The sequence below is a fragment of the Streptomyces sp. NBC_00572 genome (assembly GCF_026341815.1).
Lineage (GTDB): Bacteria > Actinomycetota > Actinomycetes > Streptomycetales > Streptomycetaceae > Streptomyces.
In genome coordinates, this window is sequence record NZ_JAPENX010000004.1 from 16,443 (window position 1) to 34,982 (window position 18,540).

General features: G+C 71.3%; 17 protein-coding genes and 1 pseudogene. 6 read left to right on the forward strand and 12 right to left on the reverse strand.

The annotated features are described in order from the left end of the window. Positions 1-237 precede the first annotated feature (237 nt). Together OG514_RS38690 and OG514_RS38695 are read right to left on the reverse strand one after the other, a co-directional pair. Positions 238-708, reverse strand: a complete 471-nt coding sequence (locus OG514_RS38690; protein ID WP_266903137.1) for a lamin tail domain-containing protein — start codon at positions 706-708, stop codon at positions 238-240. Positions 709-1,259: 551 nt separating this feature from the next. Then, the gene (locus tag OG514_RS38695; RefSeq protein ID WP_266903139.1) at positions 1,260-1,775 is read right to left on the reverse strand and encodes a hypothetical protein; all 516 of its coding nucleotides are present in this window, start codon (positions 1,773-1,775) and stop codon (positions 1,260-1,262) included. Positions 1,776-2,167: 392 nt separating this feature from the next. Between OG514_RS38695 and OG514_RS38700 the strand changes: the two genes are divergently transcribed. Next, positions 2,168-2,680 (forward strand): hypothetical protein, encoded by a 513-nt coding sequence (locus OG514_RS38700; RefSeq protein ID WP_266903141.1) that lies wholly within the window; start codon positions 2,168-2,170, stop codon positions 2,678-2,680. Between the two features lie 33 nt (positions 2,681-2,713). Here the strand turns inward: OG514_RS38700 and OG514_RS38705 are convergent, their stop codons facing one another. From OG514_RS38705 to OG514_RS38715, 3 genes are all read right to left on the reverse strand, one after another. Further along, entirely contained in the window at positions 2,714-4,246 is a 1,533-nt protein-coding gene (locus OG514_RS38705) for a TerD family protein (protein WP_266903143.1), read from the reverse strand. Beyond that, positions 4,243-4,422, reverse strand: coding sequence for a hypothetical protein (locus OG514_RS38710; protein WP_266903145.1), 180 nt, complete (start codon positions 4,420-4,422; stop codon positions 4,243-4,245). Before OG514_RS38710 ends, OG514_RS38705 begins: the two co-directional genes overlap by 4 nt. A 164-nt stretch (positions 4,423-4,586) precedes the next feature. Further along, complete coding sequence (locus OG514_RS38715) at positions 4,587-5,564, reverse strand: YafY family protein (RefSeq protein WP_266903147.1); 978 nt, start codon at positions 5,562-5,564, stop codon at positions 4,587-4,589. Positions 5,565-5,695: 131 nt separating this feature from the next. On the opposite strand from OG514_RS38715, the gene OG514_RS38720 reads away from it, so the two are divergent. Continuing rightward, positions 5,696-6,433: an NIPSNAP family protein gene (locus OG514_RS38720; RefSeq protein WP_266903149.1), complete on the forward strand. Its 738-nt coding sequence runs from the start codon at positions 5,696-5,698 to the stop codon at positions 6,431-6,433. Positions 6,434-6,529: 96 nt separating this feature from the next. On the opposite strand, the gene OG514_RS38725 is transcribed toward OG514_RS38720, so the two are convergent. From OG514_RS38725 to OG514_RS38740, 4 genes are all read right to left on the reverse strand, one after another. Beyond that, positions 6,530-7,063, reverse strand: coding sequence for an AAA family ATPase (locus OG514_RS38725; protein ID WP_266903151.1), 534 nt, complete (start codon positions 7,061-7,063; stop codon positions 6,530-6,532). A 41-nt stretch (positions 7,064-7,104) separates the two neighbouring features. Beyond that, positions 7,105-9,090: a sigma-70 family RNA polymerase sigma factor gene (locus OG514_RS38730; protein WP_266903153.1), complete on the reverse strand. Its 1,986-nt coding sequence runs from the start codon at positions 9,088-9,090 to the stop codon at positions 7,105-7,107. Between the two features lie 178 nt (positions 9,091-9,268). After that, positions 9,269-9,592: a YciI family protein gene (locus tag OG514_RS38735; RefSeq protein ID WP_266903155.1), complete on the reverse strand. Its 324-nt coding sequence runs from the start codon at positions 9,590-9,592 to the stop codon at positions 9,269-9,271. A gap of 187 nt (positions 9,593-9,779) precedes the next feature. Further along, complete coding sequence (locus tag OG514_RS38740; RefSeq protein ID WP_266903157.1) at positions 9,780-10,865, reverse strand: helix-turn-helix domain-containing protein; 1,086 nt, start codon at positions 10,863-10,865, stop codon at positions 9,780-9,782. A 100-nt stretch (positions 10,866-10,965) separates the two neighbouring features. Between OG514_RS38740 and OG514_RS38745 the strand changes: the two genes are divergently transcribed. Next, complete coding sequence (locus tag OG514_RS38745) at positions 10,966-12,207, forward strand: MFS transporter (RefSeq protein WP_266903159.1); 1,242 nt, start codon at positions 10,966-10,968, stop codon at positions 12,205-12,207. Here OG514_RS38745 and OG514_RS38750 read toward each other — a convergent pair. Then, positions 12,170-12,348, reverse strand: a pseudogene (locus OG514_RS38750) (site-specific integrase); the annotation flags it as partial. The gene OG514_RS38745 and the pseudogene OG514_RS38750 sit on opposite strands and share 38 nt — an antisense overlap. A 209-nt stretch (positions 12,349-12,557) precedes the next feature. On the opposite strand from OG514_RS38750, the gene OG514_RS38755 reads away from it, so the two are divergent. Beyond that, positions 12,558-13,247 carry a DUF998 domain-containing protein gene (locus tag OG514_RS38755; protein ID WP_266903161.1) on the forward strand — a complete coding sequence of 230 codons (690 nt, stop codon included), beginning with the start codon at positions 12,558-12,560 and terminating at the stop codon, positions 13,245-13,247. Positions 13,248-13,357: 110 nt separating this feature from the next. Here OG514_RS38755 and OG514_RS38760 read toward each other — a convergent pair whose 3' ends face one another. Together OG514_RS38760 and OG514_RS38765 are read right to left on the reverse strand one after the other, a co-directional pair. After that, positions 13,358-13,915: an XRE family transcriptional regulator gene (locus OG514_RS38760; protein WP_266903163.1), complete on the reverse strand. Its 558-nt coding sequence runs from the start codon at positions 13,913-13,915 to the stop codon at positions 13,358-13,360. A 6-nt stretch (positions 13,916-13,921) separates the two neighbouring features. Next, entirely contained in the window at positions 13,922-16,162 is a 2,241-nt protein-coding gene (locus tag OG514_RS38765) for a helix-turn-helix transcriptional regulator (protein WP_266903165.1), read from the reverse strand. A gap of 283 nt (positions 16,163-16,445) precedes the next feature. Here OG514_RS38765 and OG514_RS38770 point away from each other — a divergent pair, with 283 nt between their 5' ends. Both OG514_RS38770 and OG514_RS38775 read left to right on the forward strand, forming a co-directional pair. Continuing rightward, a complete protein-coding gene (locus tag OG514_RS38770) occupies positions 16,446-17,615 on the forward strand; it encodes a transposase (protein ID WP_266903167.1) in 1,170 nt (389 codons plus the stop codon). A 74-nt stretch (positions 17,616-17,689) separates the two neighbouring features. Continuing rightward, positions 17,690-18,517 carry an AfsR/SARP family transcriptional regulator gene (locus OG514_RS38775; protein WP_266903169.1) on the forward strand — a complete coding sequence of 276 codons (828 nt, stop codon included), beginning with the start codon at positions 17,690-17,692 and terminating at the stop codon, positions 18,515-18,517. Positions 18,518-18,540 lie beyond the last annotated feature (23 nt).

Genomic DNA, 18,540 nt, shown 5'->3' on the forward strand with positions numbered 1-18,540 from the left:
GCCCTCAGCACAGGAGTCCGCGGGAAGTGAATCCACATGGCCCACTCGAAAAGACACCTGGCCATGACCACGGCATCCGACGGCTCATGCAGCTCCCGACACCGGCGATCGTCGTCCCGGCCAACACCGGTTCCTGCCCCTGGTCTCGAAGCGCTTCGGGCGTACCCGACCGGGGGCAGGCCGATGCCCCGGCTTCCGCTGTGGACGTGGCGGGAGACGGGGCATCAACGGGAGGGGTCAGCGGCGGTGGTGGTGGTGGCCCCAGGACTCGGTGTCGACGGTGCGGCCGCGGTCGTCGCGGAGGGTCGCGGTGTCGGAGTGGTTGTCCCACACGTAGTTGCGGCGGTCCTGGAACAGGTCCGTGCGGGTGTCACGGCCCTCACCGGTGTGGATACGGACGGTGGAACGGCCGGCGAGACGGTAGTCGTTGAACTTGTAGCGGTGGCCGTCCTCGTCCTTCAGGGTCCAGCCGTCGAGGTTGATCGCGTGGCGGGAGTTGTTGGTGATCTCCACCCACTCCGCGTTCAGCGACCGGACGCTGCGGTTGTCACGTCCGGGGCTGTCCGCCTGGACGCTGCTGATCTCCACCTTCGGCGTCCGGTGCCGGTCGCCGTCGTGGGCGGAGGCCGGCAGGGCTGCGACGGACACCATGGCGCCGGCCGCGAGGACGGTCGCGGCGATACGGCGGGCGGTCGAAGAAGCAGACATGGGTGATGTCTCCTCAAAAACAGTGCCCCACCAGCCGATAACAGCTGGTGAGAGCGGTGCGGGTCCCGGTCCGGTACGGGCCGAGGACCCGAACTCTGCCGCCCCGCCGGCCCTGGCGGAATGCTGACTGCGGCCGGTTACCAGGTACGGACATTTCCGTAACTGTCACCTTCATCGGGCACGCATATGCGACAGGCATGGCCCTGACATTCGCTGACAGCTACATCCACCCGTTCACTGATCAACCACAAGCCCTTGCATGCGCCGGCGCACCACCAGCAGCACCCCCCGGCGCACTCCGCCAACCGCGTGACCAGGCCGGGTAACAGCCGTCCTGCACGTTTCTTCGCACAGACCGACCTCCATCGCACACGAAGACGAATCGCACCTGGAATCGTCTCCAGGATGGGCAGAGGCTCGGCAGCTGGACCGCTGCCTCTCCCCCGTGGAGGCGTAGGCGCGCGTACACCGCCCGTTCCGCCGGGCGGGAGATCCGGGTGCTGCGGCGGCCTGGAAGCGACCCACTTGATCAGCCGAGCCGACCGGTGGTTCTACCGATGGGGCGGTACGGCCGGCGCGGGTAGGTCGAGAACGCGGGCGAGGGCGGCAACGACGGGGACCGAGTGGTCGGGCAGGTTCCCGGAGCCCCACTCGGATGCCAGCGCGAGGAAGCCGGCCAGGTCGCGCTCGACCCTTCCCAGTTGACGGCGAAGCCCGGTGGCCGACCACTCGATCGACGGGCTGTCACTCTGCTCGATGTCGACGATCAGCCGGACGGTGTCACCGAAGCGCTCAGCCACCGGGTAGGGGTCATGGCCGAAGAAGACCGGTCCGCTGCCGCTGACGACCGTGCGCCAGTCACGCCACTCCTCCAGCCCATTGCAGCATCCGGGAAGGAACGTGACGCCTGAGGAGCTGTCCGTGACTCTCAGGCCACCGGCCGCGAAAAGGCTGTCGAACGTGAGCAGTCCGTGCAGGAATGACCCGAGCGGGTGAGCAGGCCGGGGCGGGCGGTCGTCCCCCGCGTTCGGATCGGGGTCGATGTCGTTGCATGCGACGATGCTCATCACGGCTGTCCCGACCTCGGCAGCGGTGAGCTCACCGCTCAGTGCCATGTGCCAGAACGGCTTCCCGTCGGCAACAGGCAGAAGGGGAAACCCTCGGGATGGCGTATCTCCACGACGGGCTGCATCGATATCACCCGGCAGAGTGTCGCGTATCCCCTCCCGTGCAGGTGTCCCGATGAGGCCGTCATCCTCCCCTCTGCCACCCTCGGCGGTAGGTGGCCGGGCTGGTTCCCCTGGCTGATGGTGATGGTGTGATGCATCGAGCACCCTCCCCTGCCGTCAGAGCCCGGCGGCTGTACGCCCTCCGGAGACGTCCGCCGACCGGCGCACCGCCGGGGGCCGCACGACGGCCACGTGGCCTCGGCGACGTCCTCGTGCCCTGGGCGACGGCCTTGACAGCGCTCGCGGCCGCGATCGGACTCTTCTTCAGCGCCACGGTGGCGTCGTCGAGTGTGGACGCGACACGCCGGCAGCTGGACCAGGACGCGCGGCAGCAGGCCGGACGGGTCGGCTACTGGACCGAGTCGGCCGGTGAACTCGCCGAGACCATCGTCATCGTGAACCGCTCTCTGGATCCGGTGACCAACGTCGAGCTGTGGTGGTACGCACCGGACGCGAACATCGACCCGGCCAAGCACGAGGATGTCTTCATGGCCTTCTCGACCATCCCACCCTGCACCCGCATGGTCTTCGATCACCGCGCCGTCGACGCATTCCTTCTGAGCAGGTTCGGAATCGAACAGGGCGGGGCCCCGCTCCGGGCGATCCAATTCATCGACAGCGACGGACAGCAGTGGCTTCGCGACCCGACAGGGCTCCGTACGGCGGAGTACGAAAGGGAGGACGGCGAGGACCTCGGCGACGCGCCTGCTCGCCAGGAACCCGCCGAGCACTGCGACAAGTGAGCATCGCCCCGCCGCTGCCGAACGGCGTGGGATCTAGGACCTGCTGAAGCGGCGCCAGATACCGGAGCGCTTCTCCTGGGGCGGGACGCTTCTGGGGGGACGGACTTCCAGCGACCAGTCGCCCTCTCCTCGGACGACCGCCACGAACAGCGGCCCCTCCGGCAGCGCTCGCGCAACCTTCGGGCTCCGGCCGGACTCGCTCGCCAGAGCGTCCGGGTACCTGGCGGGGGCACCGGGGCGACGCGGCTTGTGCCCCTCGACACGCACGGACCCGGTTGCCTCCGTCGGACGCAGTCGGGAGACCAGCTCGCCGGCGGGTCCGGTGTGGAGCAGTACCTCTGAGCCCCGGCCGGTGGCCGCCTCGCCGAGCTCGCGCACCGTGCTCACGGGTCGGATCACGATCGTCCACTCGTCGCGGTCGTCGCAGCCGACGCGGAAGCGCAAGGGGTACAGGTTGTCGCACCACATCACCCGTCGCTCGAACCGGTGGGACGTGGCCGAGTCCCCGAGGTCGACGGCCTCCCTGCCGTTCCAGTCGATGGAGTCCAGGTCGAAGTAGCCCTTGCCGGTCCGGGCGAAGTCGACCAGGACGTAGCCGGGCGGCGGAGTCGTGTCCATGGCGAACTTGGCGCTGCCCCGCCCGCTGTACACGATGTCGTCGAACTCCCCGCCGAGCATCCCGACGGCGGCGACCGCCTCGGGCGACGCGGCCGGCGAGGGGACCACCGGGATCGCTCCCGGCCCCCGGGTCGGGGGCCGGGGCTGGGGCGGGGCTTGGGCCTGGGCCACGGCTCCGGGCTGGGCCTGGGCGAAGGCATGCGGTGGATGCGAGCCCGGGCCGTGTCCCTCGGCCTCGCCCTTCGTCAGTCCCGAGCCGCCTCCGTGCCCCTGCCCCTGCCCCTGCCCCTGCCCCTGGGCCGAACCACCCGAGCCCTGCCCCCGCTCCGTATCAGCAGGCGATCCCTGGGACTTGCCGACGGCCCCGCGGGGAAGCTCCACCGGCACCGGCCCGGTCGCGCCCGCGGACTTGCCCACCGACCCGTGCGGAAGCTCCGCCGGGACCGGCCCGCCCTGGGTCGGTGCCGGCACCGAGATGCGGAAGTCCTCCGCCAGCGCCCTGAGCCCCTCGTCGTAGCCCTCGCCCACCGCGCGGAACTTCCAGCCACCGTCGCGCCGGTAGTACTCGCCGAGGACGAGCGCCGTCTCGGTGGTGGCGTCGTCGACCTCGTACAGGGCGAGTTGTTCCCCGGTCGCGGCGCTCGACGTCCGCACCGACAGGCCGGGTACCTGCCCGAGCGTGCCGTTCTGGCCGACGGCGACGATCACGATGCGCCGGACGTCCGGTCCGACGCTCCCGGTGTCGAGGTCCAGCCGGTCCGCGGACCGGTCGTCCACTGCGCCGGTCCGTTCGAGGACCAGGTGCCCGACGGCCTTGTCGGCGGCGTCCAGGAGCAGCGCGGAGACCGCCACCTCCGGCACCCCGTCGCCGGCCGCCTGCCGGACGACCTCGATCCGCCACGCCTGCCCGGGGACCGGCAGGTTCTCCCCCTTGATGATCTGCGTCACCGCGTCATGCTGGCACGCCGCCCCGGGCGGGTCCACGGTCGGGCGCGGCGGTGTGGGGATGCTCCGCCCCTCGATGACGCGCTGCTGCTCTCCCGCTGGCCGTCCTGCACGGAGCCCTGCTCGACCTGCTCGCCACCGACGACGAGCAGCTGGTGGCAGCCGCTGTTCGTCAGCATCTGGCACTCCTGGGTCGCGCGGACCCGGCCCGGTAGCCGGCCGGGCCGGCTGAGGCCCGGGGCGCTGTCGGTGGCGGGACACACACACTCGTGGTTCCGAGCAGCCACTACGCGGCGCCCGAACCCGGGTCCCGACAGCAGTTGCCCGACGGGATGTTCCGGCGTCAGTGGACTTCGTAGGCCCGGGCGAGGAACCGTACGGTCTCCGCCATGGCCAGGCGCAGCTCCGCCGGTGCGACGACCTCGACGTCGACGCCGAGCCGGAGCAGCTCGCCGCAGGCGTGTTCGGTGCTTTCCGTCGGTATGACCGCTTCGACCCATCCGTCGTCGCCGACGGCGGTCGCGGTGGAGTCGACCGCCCGCACCACCTCCGGCGGGACGTTGTCGGGCAGGCGCCGGCGTCCCCGGGGGGACAGCCGAACGGTGGCCGTACCGGTGTGGCGGCGTGCCTCGAACGCGTCGAGGTAGGAGTTCCAGTACGTGGTCAGGTCGAAGTCGCCCGGCCGGGTGAACGTCTCGCCGCTCAGTACCGCGTCGAGGATCTGGGTGACGCGGTAGGTCGCGACGCCCTTCTCCGTGGCGGCCACGAGGTACCAGGTACCGGATTTGAGGACCAGTCCGTAGGGGTGGAGGCGGCGGTCCACCTCCTGCGGGGCGCGCCAGCGGCGGTAGCGCGCGTCCACCGCACGCCGGGTGAGCACCGCGTCGACGAGTAGGGGGAGGTGCGGTGTCCGTTCGGGTTCCCGGTACCAGCCGGGAGCGTCCAGGTGGAAGACCGCCGTGGTCCGTTCCGCCTCGTCCCGTAGTCCTGTGGGCAGCGCGGCCAGCAGCTTCAGCCGGGCCGCGGCCACCTCGCCCCCGAGCCCCAGGTCCGCGGCCGGGCCGGGCAGTCCGGCGAGGAACAGTGCCCGCGCCTCGCCCTCGCTCATCCCGGTCAGCCGGGTGCGGTAGCCGTCGAGGAGTCGGTAGCCGCCCCCGCGGCCCGGCTCCGCGTAGACCGGAACCCCGGCAGCCTGCAGGCGCGTCAGGTCGCGGTACGCGGTCCGCACCGACACCCCCAGTTCCTCGGCGATCGTCCGTGCGGACAGGCGGCCACGGGATTGGAGCAGCAGCAGCACCGACAGCAGTCGACTGGCAGTCATGGGGGCATTCTCTTCGGAAACCCTGACAGCCTCTGTCATACGGCTCCCCTACCGTCGGGTCCGCGTCCCGGCTCGGACCGAACGAGCGCCGGGATCGCGTACCCGATGAAGCGTCGAACAGGAGTCCTGCTGTGCCACCGACCGACCCCGTCGGCCTGCCTTCCGTGATCGAGCTTCGCCAGTACACCCTGCGTCCGGGCCGGCGCGACGAGCTCATAGCGCTGTTCGACCGAGAGTTCGTCGAATCCCAGGAAGAGGTGGGGATGATGGTCCTCGGCCAGTTCCGGGACCTCGACGACCCGGACCGCTTCGTCTGGTTGCGGGGATTCCCGGACATGACGGCGCGCCATCGCGGGCTCTCGGACTTCTACGGCGGCCCCGTCTGGGCCAGGCACGGTCCCCGGGCGAACGACACGATGATCGACTCCGACGACGTCCTGCTCCTGCGCCCCGAGCCGAGCGGGAGCGGGTTCACCTGCTCCCCCTCCGGGCGGCCCGCGGTCGGAGCTCCTGCGCCGGACCGGTTCGTGGCCGCCATCGTGTGGTCCTTCCCTCCCGGACGACACGATGGCATCGCGCTGATCAGGGACGGACTCCTTCCCGTACTCCTGGAGACGGGGCCCGCTCCACTCGCCTTCCTGACCACCGAGGACGCGCCCAACACGTTCCCGAGGCTGCCGGTCTGCTCCGGCGAGAACGTCGCCGTGATCGTCACTTCGTACCCCGACGAGAGTGCGCACCGTCGGCACCTCACCGGCATGCGTGCTCATCCCCTGGCACGCGTCGAACTCCTGCCGGCCATCGAGCGAGAGCAGACAGCGGCACCCCGGAGACTCCGGCTGACGCCCACGGGACGCTCACTCGTCTGAGGCCGCTCGCCGACAGCGGCCGGTCGCACCTTCATCGGTCGCACCTTCCGTCGGCCTCGCCTCGCGACGGAGTCGCTGGACCTTTGCGCACGGGCTTCAGGCCTTGACGACCTTGACGGCGTCGGCGATCTGCCAGGCGGCTTCCGTGGGGGTGAGGTGGGTGGTGTCGATGACTTCGGCCTCCTGGTGCAGCCAGGTGCGGGCCGCCTCGGCGTAGGGCTCCAGGTAGGCGAGGCGGAACGGGGAGTCGGGGCCGACAACCGTGTCGTTCGCGATGCGCTCGCGGAGGGTTTCCCGGTCGGCGTGGAGGACGAAGTGGCGTACCGGAATCGTGTGGTGGGCGAGGCCCTCGCTGATCTCGCGCCAGTACCGCTCGACCAGGACCGTCATGGGCATCACCAGAGTGCCGCCGGTGTAGTCGAGTACGCGGCGGGCGGTCTCGACCACGAGGGGGCGCCACGGCGGCCAGTGCTGGAAGTTGTCCGTCCTGGGCAGCCCCGGGGTGATGTCCATGAGGGTCTCGCCGACCTTTTCGGCGTCGAGCACCCGTGAGTCCGGGATCAGCTGCTGAACGAGTGCGCCGGTCGTCGTCTTGCCCGCGCCGTGGGTGCCGTTGAGCCATACGATCATGGGTCCGACGCTAACGGAGTACGAGGTCGCGCCGGGCCGGTTCAGTTCGGTTCCGGTGGGGGCTTGAGCCTGCGGAGGGTGTAGCCGTTGTGTGTCGGGTCGAGGGATTTCGTCCGCTCCTTGAACAGGTATTCGGCCCGCTCGTAGGACAGGCGCCTGCGGCCTGTGTCCGGGCAGAGATCCGCGGGCTCGGGCGTCCGGGCCGGGCCGGGGCGTCGGTCGGAGAGGAAGACCGGGCCGCGGGTCCGGTCGGCCAGCAGTCGGGGCAGGAGCCGGGCGGTTCCGGAGCGCCAGCTCACCCAGCCGCGGCTCGTGCGGGCCCGGCGGTCGTCCAGGTCCAGGTTCTCGATGTCGAGGGACAGGACGGCCTTCACGCCGGCCGCGGACTCGTGGAGGAGGCGCCACAGCGTCCGTTCGCGCAACGGCAGGTCCGGGTGGCTCCACAGCTCGTCGAGTTGTTCCGCTGTCAGTGCCTGGGCGCGGGGGCGGGTCTCGGTACGGCGGTCCAGCTTCGCCGCGAGGTCGTTCGCCGACGTCCAGGTGCTGAAGGAGCGGACGGCCGAGCGGTGGCGGTTCCAGGTGCCGGCCTCGGTGCCTCCCCAGGCCGTCGCGAACGTCTGCGCCACCTGGTCGGCCGTCAGGGCGGCCAGCGGTGTGTGTTCGCCGAGGGCGCGGCACAGGCGCCGGAGGGTCTGTCCGTACGAGTGGACGGTCGCGGCGTTCAGGGCGTCGCGGCTCAGGAAGTCGTGCGCGGCCTGCCCGAGGGTCGGGAGGGACGGTCCGGTGACGGTGATCTCCTCCGCGCGGCGGCGCAGGAAGGCGCGCTCGGAGGCGTTCCCGGTGAGTGCCACGGCCCGGAGGAACTCCAGCCGCGCTTCCTGGCGCCGGTCCAGGCGGAGGAGCAGATCTCCTCTGACGCTGGGGAGGAGGTGGTAGTCGCGCAGCGCCGGGTCGGTGATCAGGGAGTCGACCAGGTCGAGGCCCGCCTGCGGTCCGTGCGCCCTTCCGAGTGCCACCGCCCGGTTGAGCTGGACGATCGGTGTCGGCAGCAGCCGCGCCAGCGCCCCGTACAGGTCGGCGATCCGCACCCAGTCGGTGTCCTCGGCGGTACGCGCCTGGGCGTGGGTCACGGCGATCGCCGCCTGCAGCAGGTACGGGCCGGGTGTTCCACCGGCTTCTCGGGCGCGCAGCATCGCGGTGAAGCCGCGGCGGATGAGCAGTTGGTCCCAGCGTCCCCGGTTCTGTTCGTGCAGCTGGACGGGCTCGCCGGACGGGCCGGTGCGTGCGGCCGAGCGCGAGGCCTGGATCTCCATCAGCGCGACGAGCGCGTGCACTTCGGCTTCCTGGGGTGCCGACTCTGCCAGCAGCCGGCCCAGTCGCAGTGCTTCGAGGCAGAGGCCGGGCCTCATCAGATCGTCGCCGGAGGTCGCCGAGTACCCCTCGTTGAAGATCAGGTAGATGACTTCGAGGACGGACGAGAGGCGCTCGGCCAGCTCCGCTTCGTCCGGCAGATCGAACGGTACGCGCTGCTCGGCCAGCGTCCGCTTGGCGGCGGCGATGCGTTGGGTGATCGTCGTCCCGGTGACGAGGAAGGCCCGCGCGATCTCCTCGGCGGTCAGGCCGCCGAGCAGTCGGAGTGTCAGTGCGGCCCGGGCCTCCGTCGGCAGGACCGGGTGGCAGGAGATGAGCATCAGTCGCAGGACGTCGTCCTGTTCGGGGGTCTCCTGGTCTTCGGTGTCCTGCTGCTGTTCGAGCTCGTGGGCGAGCTGCTGCTGTTTGCGCGTCAGGCGCTCGGAGCGCCGGATGTGGTCGACGGCGCGTCTTTTGGCGGTGGTCATCAGCCATGCCGCGGGGTTGTCCGGGATGCCGGAACCGGGCCACTGTTCGAGCGCGGCGACGAGCGCGTCCTGGGCCAGTTCCTCGGCGAGTCCGACGTCGCGCACCATCCGGGTGAGCCCGGCGATGATCTTGGCCGATTCGAGTTTCCAGACCGCGTCAATGGTGCGATGGGCATCGAGCACAGGCACGATGACAGCACCTGCCCCGGCTCGCTCGCAAGCCGGGGGCAGGTGCTGTCATCGCTGGTCGGAGCCCGGGGGCCGGGGCTGGAGCCCGGGGGCTGAGGGCCGGGGGCCCGCAGGTCCGGGGCCGACGGTTTCAGGGGCCGGCAGGTCCGGGGGCCGGCAGTTCAGGAGTGTCGGCAGTTCAGGGGCCGAAGACCTCCTGGACCACGCTCTCGCCGTCGCCGACGATCCTGCGGAAGCGGCGGGCCAGTTCGATCGCCTCCTCCTTGGACCGGACCTCGATCAGCGCGAAGCCGGCCACGGCCTCCTTGGCCTCGGCGAACGGCCCGTCCGTCACCGTGATCTCGTCGCCGGCCGAGCTCACCAGGATGCCGCCCGGCGCGAGGCCGCCGGTGGCCAGCAGCACACCGGCGGCCGTCAGCTCCTCGACGAACTTGCCCATCTCGGCGTACAGCTGCTCGTCGGGGGCGGTGTCGGAAGGCCTGGTCGTCATCAGGTAGCGCATGGGGTTCTCTCTTCTCGTCGTGCGGTGACTTCGTCGTGCGATGACCTGCTGACCGCTCTCATTCAATCGAGGCGTTCACTCAGCGAACCCAGTCGTTTCGCCTTCCGTCTCAGCGAATCTAGTCGTGTAGGCGATCGCGCTGGGGGTGCTGGGTGGCTGTACCGGTTGGGGTTCGAGGTGACGCTACTCAGCGCAGTACGGCCGCCAGCAGGTCGGTCCCCAGCGCCGTCAGATCGGGCAGATTGACGGTGTAACGGACGTAGCGGCCCTGCCGCCGGGCCGTGAGCAGGCCCGCGCGGCGCAGGACAGCGAGGTGGCGGGAAACCTCCGGGGGTGAAAGTTCCCAGGCGTGGGCCAGCTCACCGGTGGTGTGCGGGCCGCGGGCCAGGGTGCGCAGCAGCCGCAGCCGTACCGGATGCGCGAGTGCCTCCAGCCGTAGCGTGACCGTTTCCAGCGCTACCGGCTCCGGTGGACTCGGCTCGGCGACGGGGTACTGCACCACCGGCTGCCACCCGGGCGCGTGGACCGCCACCAGGTGCGGGCGGCCGAAGACGCTGGGGAGGAAGGTGACCCCGGTGCCGTGGGCGACGGTCGCATTGTCCTGCAGTTTGTCCACGACGATGCCGTTGCCGTCCGGCGCCAGGGTGACGGCGCTGGAGATTGAGGCGAGTGCCGCCCCGATGCCCTGGCGTTTCAGCAGGTCGTTCTTCAGGCGCAGGTCGGTGGCGAGTTGCACGGCGACGCCCGTCCATGCGGCGTCGAAGAAGGCCTCGGCGCACTGTTCGAGGGTGTGACGCACCCGCGCCCGCACGGCTGTGGGGTCCGCGAGCAGCCGTTCCGCGAAGGCCTCTTGGAGCGCGCCGCGGGCCTGGGCGAGGTCCAGGGCCCGCTCGCGCGCCGTCGCGTCGGCGAGCGGTGACGGCGCGGCGAAGTGGACCCGGTTGCTGCCGCACGTGGTGATGAGCGCGGCGGTCACATAGGTTTCGTCGTCGATCCGGTCTACATCGTCCAGTTCCTCGGTGAGGGTCGGCCGGGGACGAGCGGGGACCAGGAAGTCGGCTCGTGAGGAACGCCAGAGGAACTCTGCCTCCCTGAGCCGCTCGGCCAGCTCCGGCCGCAGCCCGGCCCAGACGTCCCCGGCCCAGCCGGCGAACTGCGGGTGATGCGCGGGCTCGGCCAGCACATGCAGCATCGCGGTCAGTTCGGCCAGCGGGGAGGCAGCGAACCGCAGCCGCCCGGACGGCAGGCCGCCGATGTCGATCCTCAACGTCATCCCGTCATTCTCGCTGGTCGGATGGCCGACGACCGCGTCGGTTGACGGTCTCCGTCAACCGGCATAGTCGGCCCGGCGGACCGAACGCACCGTTGACGCCATGGCAACCATCACCAAGCTCCAGCCGCGCGCCCTCGTCCGTGCCTCCGGAGGCACCCGCTATGCCGTCGCCCTGGCCGTGGACGCGCTCGGCACCGGCTTGCTGCGGCCCTTTCTGCTGCTCTACGGGGTGACGGTGCTGAGGCTGTCCGCGTCGGCCACCGGCATCGCCATGACGGTCGGCGCCGTCGTGGGTCTGGTGTCCATGCCCGCGGTGGGCCGATGGCTGGACCGGGGCGCACGCAGCACGGTCGTGGCGGCGTCGATGCTGGTGCGGGTGGTGGGCGTGGCGCTGCTGCTGGTCGCCCCGGCGGGGCACGTCTGGCTGTTCGCGACGGCGGCACTCTTCCTCGGCATCGGCAACCAGGCCTGGCCGGCCGCCCATGCAGCCCTCGTGGCCACGGTCGCCCGCGGCCGGGAACGCGACGCCGCTCTCGCGGGAGGCCGCGCCCTGCGCAACGCCGGCCTGGGCGTGGGCGGCCTCCTCGCCACCGCATGCCTGGCGGGTGGCACCACCGCACTGCAGGCGCTGGCAGCCGTCACCGGGCTCGCCTATCTCGCTGCGGCAGCCTTGGCGTGGTCGGTCCGCCTGCGCGCGCATCCGGCTGCTGCCCCGGCCACGGACAGGGCCCATGGGCCCGCACCTCGGATGCGCGCGCTGCTGGCGGCCAACGTGGTCTACGTCTTCTGCCTCAACGTCCCCGAAATCGCGCTCCCGCTGGTCCTGGTGACCCAGTTGCACGCATCCCCGGTGTGGTCGGCAGCCATCTTCGTGGCGAACACGGTGCTGGTGGTCACCCTGCAGGTTCCGGTCACCGTCCTGATGTCCCGCTTCTCACGGCGGGCCGTGCTGGCTCTTGCCGGCGTGGTACTCGCCGCGTCTTACCTCGGATTCCTGGTGGCCACCTCGCTGGGACACGGCTGGAGTGCCCCGGCCGTCGCCACGGTGTCCGTGGTCTGCACCGTCGGCGAGATCATCTATGCCGGCAGCGCCACCGCGCTTGTCACCGCCCTCGCGCCGGCCCATGTCCTGGGACGCGCCCTCGCCCGCTTCCAGCTCTCCACGGGCTTCGGCCTCGCCGTCTCCCCGGCGGTCATCACCGCTCTCGCCTCCCACGGCTCGGCTGCCCTCTGGGGCAGCCTCGCCGCTGCGACGCTTCTATCCGCCTCCGCCGCCGCCACCGAGAAGGATCAAGGAACGCGGCTCAGCGGTGGCTGCCGCCGAGCGCGAGCAGGCTCGTGAGCTCGGCGATCGCCTCGGGGACGGCTTGAAGTATCGGCGGACGTTCTCCGGCCTCTTGTGGCGAGACTTCGCCATCAGCATCAACAGCGAGGCGCCCTGCTCGCCGAGGTGGGTCAGGGCGGAGTGGCGGTACTCGTGCAGGCACGCCGTCTCACGGAACCTAGTCCAACCAGGTCAGGTCGCATCCGGCGACTATCTTCGATGAGACGGGACACCTGCGGTGCGGTGGTCGCCGTCTGCCTACACGTCGAACGACGTCATGTGACAGGGAATGCCGCCATTCCCTGTCACATCGCTGGATCGACGTGTCAGCGAGAACCGAACACGACGAACCCCGGAGGACACCCGCCATGACCACCGTCGACCACCGCAGCACCCTTTCCGCCACCGCCGCTGCCACCGGCACCCCGGCCACCCGGGGCGCCACCCGCTCCCTGCTCACCTGTGCGGTCCTGGCGTCTCCGCTGTGGGCGGTCGTCGCTCTGACCCAGGCCGCCACCCGGGACGGCTTCGACATCACCCGCCACCCGCTGAGCGCGCTGAGCAACGGCTCCCTCGGCTGGCTCCAGATCGCCAACTTCCTGGTCGTCGGTGCCCTGCTCGCCCTCGGGGCGACCGGTCTGCGCCGGGCACTGCACGGCACTCCCGGGGGCACGTGGGCGCCGCGGCTGGTTCGGGTCTCCGGCTTCGGCATGATCGCGGCGGGCGTGTTCGTCATGGACCCGGCCGACGGTTTCCCGGTCGGCACCCCCTACGGAATGCCCGCCGAACTCACCTGGCACAGCTACGCCCACTTCGCCGCCGGTTCGGTCACCTTCCTCTCGATGATCGCCGCCTGCTACGTCCTGGCCCGTCACTTCAGCCGCGTCGGCAACCGTGGGTACGCCGTCCTCGCCCGCATCGGCGGCACCGCCCTCCTGCTCGGCAACGGCTGGTCGATGGGCGGCGGCACGGCGGGCACGCTGACCCTGGCCGTGGGCGTCATGACCGCGATGTTCTCGATCTCCCTGATCGCCGGCCACTACCGCCGAAGCCACTGAAACGCCTTCCCCGACAGCGCCTTCCCCGACACGGACGACGACTCCCGCGATACGTCAGCGAGCCCCGGACCGACTGGTCCGGGGCTCGCCGGTTGTGCGAAGTGCGGGGGCTACAGGTCGAATTCCAGGTGCTCGATGTCCGTGAAGCGGACTTCTTCCAGGGAGCCGGCTCGGCGACCGCCGTCCTGGAAGTAGATCTCCTTGAGGCCTTCGGCCGCGATCTGCTGCAGCTCGGTGTCGGTGGCACCCGCGTCCTGGGCCCGGAAGAGGCGTGCGGCGTACTGCGGGGGCAGGGCCACGGTCAGGTGGCGGATGCGGTCCTGGTCGGTCGAGCCGATCGGGGCGGTGTAGCCGAGCCGGGCCTGGGTGTCGATGATGATGCCGCCGGTGCTCGACGCCTTCTCCTTGGCCTTCGCCCGGATCTGCGGCTGCCACCGCTTCTTGACCTCGGCCTCCAGGCGGGCGGCGAGTTCCGCGCGGGGCTTCTTGATCTGGTCCTTCACGTACCGCTCGACGGTGCGCTGGGAGATCCGCAGCATCTGGGCGACCGCCTTGGTGCCCTTGAGCTGCTTGACCAGGTACCTCATCTGCGCGCCGGCGCTCTTGGGCGCCGGGCGGGTGAACGCCTTCTGCACCGCTTTTTCGAGGCCGTCCCCGAACATGCTCATCGGCTGCTACTCCCCGTTGTCGGCATCGGTGACGGTGCCGTCCTTGATGTACCGGGCGAGGTTGAGTTCCGGGGCGTCGAACCGCTCGCGGACCTCTTCGCCCCACAGGACGGTCTGGGTGCCCTCGTGCTTGACCAGGCCGGGGTTGATGCCGAGCTTGAAACCGCCGGGCAGCGGCTTGCCCTCGCGGTAGGGCAGGAAGTCCAGCGGCGAGGTGCCGTCGGCGGCGTACACGACGCAGTCGGACAGGACCGCGATCGGGTAGTCGCCGGTGAAGGCGGCGTGCTTGACGATCTTGCGGTGCAGGTTGATCCGGGTGCGGGAGATGACCGCCGCGCGAATGTCGGGCCGCCAGGTGGGCCGGGCCAGGGCCCGCCACGGCTCGCCCGGCCGCCAGCCCTCCCCGCGGGGGCGCTCGCGCAGCTTGCCCAGGCCGCCCTTGACCGTCGCCTTGATCGCAGAGACGACGATCGCCAGCTCCGGGTCACGGCTCCTGTGGCCGTCCATCGCCGTCAGGAAGTCCTCGGGCGGCAGGTCCGCGGCCACGCCGAGGTCGGCCATCGTGGCGAGGTAGGCGTCGCGGAGCCGGTTGTACCAGCCGTCCAGGTAGCGGCCGTTCTCGTGCCGTACGTACGCCTCGGCCGGCGCGACGTCGTAGCCGAGCTCCACCGCGTACGCCACGGTCGGCGTCGCGTACCAGGCCGGGCCCTGCGGGTGCTCGCCCTTCGGCGTGAACGGGCTCGGCAGCCGGCTGCCGTCCAGTCGCACCCACTTGTCCTTGGCGACCTTCACCCGGGAGAGGTCGACGTGGGAGAGGTCGACGAGCCACGAGCCGGGCAGCTTCGGGTCGAACACCGGCTCCTTGACGTGTGTCGGCGCGCCGGTGCCGACGATCAGGCCGTTGGCGCCGGCTGCGAAGGCCATGTTCACGTCGATGCCGACCAGGTGCCGGCGGGTGCACTCGGCGTCCGTCATCGGCCGCGCCCAGTCGTACGCCTCCTCGAACAGCTTCTCCGCCGGGCCGCGGACGTGGAACCGGGGCAGGTCCGCCAGGAGCGGGTGGCCGTCGGGGGCCTCGCACGGCGCAGGGTCGACCGGGTCCTTGCCCAGGCTTCCGGGGTTGTGCTCGGAGTGCCGCTTGCCGTCGGCGTCGGGCTCGGAGGCGCGGGTCGGCGGGTGCAGCGCGGTCATCAGTTCCAGGCCGGTCACCGCGGTCGACCCGCGCGGTGTCATCACCCGTTCCGCGTACGTGCCGAGGAGCCGGGCGAGCTCCTCCGGGGCGAGGCCTGCGGCGTCGCCCCAGTGGCGGGTGTCGAGGGCGTCCCACGACGGGATGCACAGTTGGACGCAGGCCCGCTCCGAGCCGGTGGCGGGGCGGTAGATCCGCGCCCACGGGCCGAAGCCGCGCTTCGTCAGCTGCCAGTCCTGCCGGGTCAGCTGCTTGATGACCTTGTGGCCCTCCGGAATCCGTCCGGCGACCCGCTCCTGCTCGGTGAGGGTGGTCGGCAGGCCGTAGCGCTCCAGCGCGGCTTCGGTGAGCACGATCAGCGGGTCGGCGCTCCTGCCGGGCCCGGCGAGCTTCGGCTGCCCGAGCCGTCCCTCCGTCAGGGTCCACTCGACCAGGGCCGGCAGCGACTTCGCCGGTACGTCCAGGACCAGGCCACCGGTGCAGTACGCGAAGACCTGGCCGTCGGCGGCTACGTCGACCACGGCGAGCGGGCCGTTCGCGAAGCGCGGGTCGGTGTCGGTGGGGGTGCTCGCGGGGGTGTCGGCCGGGGTGCCCGCCGGGGCGGGCTTCCTGGTGGGCGCGCGGCGCGTCGCCGACGCCGACCTCGACTCCGACGTCGAAGTCGAAGTCGGAGTCAGTGGCGGCCTGGTGGTCCCGGGCGGGGGCGGTGTGGCGGGTGTGGTGGTGGCCGGAGCGGGGGCGGTGGTGTCCGCGGGCGCCTCGGGCAGCGGCGCCTCCGACGGCTCATGCGACTCGGCCGGTTCGGGCGTGGCCGCGTCGGCGGGGTAGAGCTTCGCGAGGCCTTCGAGGAGACGCGCGTACGCGTCGCGCTCCGGCGGCCTCGGCTCGGTCCTGCCGGACTCCCAGTAGCTGACGGTGGCACGACGTACCTTCAGTGCCGTCGCGACCTCGTCGACCGTCAGCCCGTGGGCCCTGCGCAGCCGCTTGCGCTCTTCCGGCGACGGCAGCGTGGCGCGGGACGCGAGCAGTGCGTCGACCGCGTCGAACAACTCGGACATGCCCTACCTCCTACCTGGCAACCTATCCCATGAACCGCACGCTTCGCGTGCTCATGGCGCGCAAAGGTCGGGCACGTCGCGTACGAATCGCGTACGAATTCCTTTCCCGGCGCCTCCTCTTCGTGTCCTCACGGTTTGGTGCACACGAGAACAACACAACAAACCGGCTGTGTGGTTTCATTTACTTGCGGCTCGCCACACTGCTCCTCGCTCGGCGCGGCTCTCCTCCGGCGTGCCACGACCGACACACAGGACACCACGGTTTCGCAGGGAGTAACTGGACATGCACTCGCCCTCGATCGGTCCGACGTTCCACGAGACGCTCGCCGGGATACCCCTCGACCTGTTCGACTCCCTGCCGAGGAACGACCAGCGGCTGAAGGCCGGCGAGTACGTGGTGGGGCTGCTCGGCGCGCACGGGCGCAAGACCCTGCGCAACGTGGCCGACCAGTTGGGCGGGCAGGCGGCGCGCAAGCAGAGCGTCCACCACTTCATCAGCGAGTCCTCCTGGGAGTGGGAGCCCGTACGCCGCGGCCTCGCCCGCCGTACGGACGAACTGCTCGGGCCCCGGGCCCTGGTGGTGCGCCCCACCGTCGTGCCCAAGGCGGGCGGGCACTCGGTCGGCGTGGCGGAGTACTTCGCGCCGCAGCTCGGACGGACCGTCACCGGGCAGCAGTCGTTCGGCGCCTGGCTGGCCTCACCGGCCGCGGGCGTGCCGGTGAACTGGCAGCTCGTCCTGCCGGCCGACTGGATCGAGGACCGCTCCCGGCGGTTACGGGCCCACATCCCGGCGACCAGCCGGGCGCTGAGTCCGGAGGAGAACGCGGGCGACGTCGCCCTGCGTGCCGCGCGCTCCCTCTCCGGGGCTCCCCTTCCCGTGGTCCTCGACGCGCCGGGACTCGATCCGCTGCGGATGGGGCGGCTCTTCGGGGAGGCCGGGATCCCGCTGATCCAGCGCGTCGAGCGGCGGCTCCGGCTGCGGGTCGACCCCTTGGTGTTACCCGGCCACGGCGATCTGCCGCTCACCGCGGCGGGGCTCATCGGCTCGATGCGGCACCTCTGGCGGCCCCGTGCCCGGCTCGCCACGGGAGGCAGGGGCCTGTCCATGGCCGTTCCCGTGATGCTGCCGGGGGCGCCGGCCGGCGGACCGCGGCTCCTGGTGGCCCAGTGGCCGGAATCCGATCTGTCCGCGGCGCGGTTGTGGCTGGCGGACGGCCGGATGCGCCACGGCCCCGTGCTGTCGCTGGCCGGGCTCGCGGAGGTCGTGGACCGGGACGACGGTCTGGTGGCCACGCGGGTGGGGCTGCGGGACTTCGCCGGGCGGTCCTTCCAGGGCTGGCACCGTCACATCACGCTGGCCTCGGTGGCCCATCTCGCCTGTGTACGGGCGGTCCTCGGAGACGCCGTACCGCACCGAACGGCCATGAGGCCGCTGCTCCTCGGGGCCGGCTGAGCCGCCCTGCCCCGCCGGCAGCCGACCAGCCGTCCCGCACCACCCGAGACGTCCGCCCCGAAGGAGAGTGCGTCATGCGTTTCAACCTCATCGGACCGTTCCAGATCGTCGCCGAGAGCGGTGCGGTCCTTCCGGTGGGTACCCCCAAGGTCTCCCAGATCCTGGCCGTACTCCTCACCCACGCCAACGACCTCGTGACGCCGGACACCTTCATCCAGGAGCTGTGGCAGCACAGCCCGCCGCGCTCGGCGCTCAACACGGTGCAGACCTATGTGCACCACGCGCGGAGACTGCTCACGGACGACGCCCGTCCGGACACCGAGCACTCCCTGCTGACCACGCGCTTCGGCGGGTACACGATGCACGTCGACGACGCCGCGATCGACATCAAGACCTTCGAACGGCTCGTCGCCCGGGGGAAGGACGAGCTCCGGGCGGGCCGGTACGAGGCCGCGGCCGACGCCCTCGGCATGGCGCTCGACCTGTGGCGCGGCCCCGTGCTGTCCAACGTGCCGACCGGGGATGTGCTCGCCGGCCGGATCGTCCATCTGGAGGAGTTGCGGATCAGGGCGCTCGAACTGCGGATCGAGGCCATGCGGCTGCTCGGGCGGCTTCGTGAACTCGTCCCCGAACTGCGGACGCTCGTGCACGACTACCCGCTCAACGAGTGGTTCCACGGCCAGCTGATCGCCGCCCTGCACCAGGCGGGCCGCCGTGCCGAGGCGCTGGACGCCTACCAGAAGGTCCGGCGCATCCTGCGGGAGGAGCTGGGGCTCGAACCGTCGCCCGACATCCAGTGGTTGCACGAGAGGGTGCTCAGCCCGCCCCGGGGCCCGGCGGCACCACCCGTCCCGCGCGGTGGTGTGGTGGTGCCCCTGTGGGAGTCGACTCGCACAGGGTGAGTGCCGGTCGGCCCGGGAGGGCC

Excerpts from the sequence above, each read along its gene's own strand:
- OG514_RS38690 (WP_266903137.1), bottom strand. The coding sequence starts at position 708 with ATGTCTGCTTCTTCGACCGCCCGCCGTATCGCCGCGACCGTCCTCGCG.
- OG514_RS38695 (WP_266903139.1), bottom strand. The coding sequence starts at position 1,775 with ATGAGCATCGTCGCATGCAACGACATCGACCCCGATCCGAACGCGGGG.
- OG514_RS38710 (WP_266903145.1), bottom strand. The coding sequence starts at position 4,422 with ATGCTGACGAACAGCGGCTGCCACCAGCTGCTCGTCGTCGGTGGCGAG.
- OG514_RS38715 (WP_266903147.1), bottom strand. The coding sequence starts at position 5,564 with ATGACTGCCAGTCGACTGCTGTCGGTGCTGCTGCTGCTCCAATCCCGT.
- OG514_RS38725 (WP_266903151.1), bottom strand. The coding sequence starts at position 7,063 with ATGATCGTATGGCTCAACGGCACCCACGGCGCGGGCAAGACGACGACC.
- OG514_RS38735 (WP_266903155.1), bottom strand. The coding sequence starts at position 9,592 with ATGCGCTACCTGATGACGACCAGGCCTTCCGACACCGCCCCCGACGAG.
- OG514_RS38740 (WP_266903157.1), bottom strand. The coding sequence starts at position 10,865 with ATGACGTTGAGGATCGACATCGGCGGCCTGCCGTCCGGGCGGCTGCGG.
- OG514_RS38745 (WP_266903159.1), top strand. The coding sequence starts at position 10,966 with ATGGCAACCATCACCAAGCTCCAGCCGCGCGCCCTCGTCCGTGCCTCC.
- OG514_RS38755 (WP_266903161.1), top strand. The coding sequence starts at position 12,558 with ATGACCACCGTCGACCACCGCAGCACCCTTTCCGCCACCGCCGCTGCC.
- OG514_RS38760 (WP_266903163.1), bottom strand. The coding sequence starts at position 13,915 with ATGAGCATGTTCGGGGACGGCCTCGAAAAAGCGGTGCAGAAGGCGTTC.
- OG514_RS38765 (WP_266903165.1), bottom strand. The coding sequence starts at position 16,162 with ATGTCCGAGTTGTTCGACGCGGTCGACGCACTGCTCGCGTCCCGCGCC.
- OG514_RS38770 (WP_266903167.1), top strand. The coding sequence starts at position 16,446 with ATGCACTCGCCCTCGATCGGTCCGACGTTCCACGAGACGCTCGCCGGG.
- OG514_RS38775 (WP_266903169.1), top strand. The coding sequence starts at position 17,690 with ATGCGTTTCAACCTCATCGGACCGTTCCAGATCGTCGCCGAGAGCGGT.